At 75.5% G+C, this 2,592-nt stretch carries 3 protein-coding genes; 1 reads left to right on the top strand and 2 read right to left on the bottom strand.

Annotated elements, in window-relative coordinates; translation table 11 throughout:
* Positions 1–214, bottom strand: a 214-nt coding sequence (locus AB0I76_RS27425; protein ID WP_357041286.1) for an AAA family ATPase, incomplete at its 3' end; no start/stop codon positions are given.
* 91 nt (positions 215–305) lie between these two features.
* Between AB0I76_RS27425 and AB0I76_RS27420 the strand changes: the two genes are divergently transcribed.
* Positions 306–1,289: a TrmB family transcriptional regulator gene (locus AB0I76_RS27420; protein ID WP_357041283.1), complete on the top strand. Its 984-nt coding sequence runs from the start codon at positions 306–308 to the stop codon at positions 1,287–1,289.
* Positions 1,290–1,340: 51 nt separating this feature from the next.
* Here the strand turns inward: AB0I76_RS27420 and AB0I76_RS27415 are convergent, their stop codons facing one another.
* Complete coding sequence (locus tag AB0I76_RS27415) at positions 1,341–2,495, bottom strand: hypothetical protein (RefSeq protein ID WP_357041280.1); 1,155 nt, start codon at positions 2,493–2,495, stop codon at positions 1,341–1,343.
* Positions 2,496–2,592: the final 97 nt, after the last annotated feature.

Here is a 2,592-nt window from a genome sequence, read left to right as displayed (position 1 = left end):
CGGCGAGCCGCAGCCGGCCCTCGACCATCGCCCGCCCGGGCTGCGCGCGCACCCGCCCGGCGTCGGCCCGACCGCCGAAGAGCAGACCGAGGCCGGTGACCACCATCGTCTTGCCCGCACCGGTCTCGCCGGTGATGACGTTCATGCCCCCGGTCAAGGGCAACGTGGTGTCCTCGATGACGCCCAGTCCGGTGATGCGCAGCTCGTCCAGCACAGCAACCGACAGTAGACGCGGGCCCCGACAGTTGACCAGCCGGCGCGGGGCGGGTCGTCGCGTCACCGACGGCGTCGTACAGTTCTGCCCCGTGTTGGACGTGATCGGCCTGACCCCCGGCGAGCAGGACCTCTACCGCTGCCTGGTGCACCTCACCACGGCCCGCGTCGAGGAGTTGGCCGAGCGGCTGCGCATCCCGCCCGCGGAAATTCTGGCGCGGCTCGACGCGCTGCGCGGCAAGGGGCTGGTGCTGCCGACCGGGCCGGAGCCGGACGCGCCGCTGCGACCACTGCCGCCCGACGTTCCGCTCGGTGCGGCGCTGCTGCGCCGTCAGGAAGCCCTGGAGGCGGCGCGGGCGGCGGTCACCCGGCTCACCGAGGAGTACCGGGCCGGGATGCGGCGGCAGGACGCCGACCATCTGGTGGAGGTGGTCACCGGCACGCGGGCGCTCCGCGAGCGCCTGCGGGACCTGCAGAACGGCGCCCGCGTGGAGGTGCTCTGGTTCTGCCGGGCCAACCCGCTGGCCATGGCCGGTCAGGAGAACGTCGAGGAGTTCGACGCGCTGGCCCGCGGGGTCCGTTACCGGGCCATCTACGAGCGCGAGATGCTCCTCGAACCGGGCGCGCTGGCGGACGTCGAGCAGGGTGTACGCGCCGGCGAGGAGGCCCGCGTCCTCGACCGGCTGCCGGTGCGGCTGGCCATCGTGGACGGTCGGACGGCGGTCTGCCCGCTGGTGCCGGAGCGGGGCGACGGCGAACCGAGCGCCGCGGTGATCGGCCCCAGCCAACTGCTCGACGCGCTGCTCGCCCTCTTCGAGAGCCACTGGCTGATGGCGACGCCGCTGCGCTCGTCCGACCCGCCGGTCGACCGGGGCGCGGAGGGGTACCGGCCGGACGCCGACGAGGCCCGGCTGTTGTCGCTCTTCGTGGCCGGCGTACCGGACAAGTCCATCGCCTCGCAGCTCGGGGTGAGCCGGCGGACCGTGCAGCGGCGGCTGGCCGACCTGATGGCGCTCGCCGGCGTGGACACCCGGCCCGGCCTGGCCTTCCAGGTCGCCCGGCGGGGCTGGATCTGAGGCGCGCCCGCGGGGGCGGGACGGCACACGGCCGCCCCGCCCCCGCCGGAATCAGCGCAGCCCGTACGCGTCGAGCACGGTCTGGTCGACGGTGTTGCCGGCGGCGTCGCGGGCGTGTGCCCGCAGCGACACCGTGCCGTGGCCGGCCGGCACCACGGCGGTGAACCCGGTCCCCGAGCCGCGCACCGGCACCGCCCGCCAGCTCCGCCCGCCGTCGAACGACACCTCCACCCGTAGCTGGGTACCGGTCGGCGCGGGTACGCCCACCGGCTGGCGCAGGGTCAGCCCCAGCTGGTGCGCCCGGTCACCGGCCACCTCGCCGCGCAGGTCGGCCGGGACCCGGTAGTCCACCTGGAGCAGCGGCAGCGGCTGCGCCGCGTCCCCGGCCGGTCGGGCCGAGGCGAACTGCCAGGCCGTCTCGGTACGCGTGGCGTACCGCCACTCGTCGGAGGACCGCTGCGTCGTCAGGTCCAGCCGGTAGCGGGCCGGGCCGGGGGTGGTGGGCACCGGCGTCCAGCCCTCGGACAGGTCCGCGATCTGCTGGCCGTCACGGCTGACCCGGACCTCGACGGTGTCCGCCTCCTCGGCGCGGCCGGCCACGCCGTGGTTGCCGTCGGCGTCGACGAACTCGGCCACCCGCAGGTCGAGCGTGTCCCCGGTACGCGTCGGCACCGGCGCTCCGCCGGCCGCCGGCACCGCCGGCCGCACGACCGGGGCGAACCAGGTCTCGACGTCCCGGTCGTCGGCGGCGTACCGCCGGGGCGCCCGGGCCATACCGTGATCCAGCTTGCCCCAGCTCATCCCCATGATCCGGTGCAGCATCCGGTGCTGCCACCAGGAGTCACCGGCGCTGACGAACTCCTGCCGGGTGGTGCCGGTCCGCACCAGCCGCTGGTCGTCGTTCCAGGAGTACGTCTGCCACGGCCGCCACCCGAACCGCTGCTCGCTGGCCCACTCGGCGCCGCCCATGTCGCCGTAGCGGGCGGTCACCTCGGCGGTGTTCCGCGCCGTCACGGTGTGCAGGATCCGCTCCGGCACCCGCCCCTCCGACACCTGCCACACGTCGTACAGGTAGGGGCTGTCCACGGTCAGCTTCAGGTCCAGCGTCGTCCGGCCGGCCCGCGCCGCCGCGATCATCCGCTGCCCGTCGTCGTACGCCACGGCGAGCGCCGGAACGGGCAGCCGGTCCCCCAGTGGCGACCACACCGTCCACGCGCTCTGGTCGGCCCTCGCTCGGCGTCATGTCGGCCCAGATGCTCGCCCAGACCCGCCCCGGCGCCCGGGGCGCCCTGCTGTTCGACGC

Origin of the sequence: Micromonospora sp. NPDC049799 (genome assembly GCF_040656655.1) — a bacterium.
In the GTDB taxonomy this organism is placed as follows: Bacteria; Actinomycetota; Actinomycetes; order Mycobacteriales; family Micromonosporaceae; genus Micromonospora.
The sequence above is the reverse complement of the archived record's forward strand: the minus strand, read 5'-3'. Positions and strand labels throughout refer to the sequence as shown.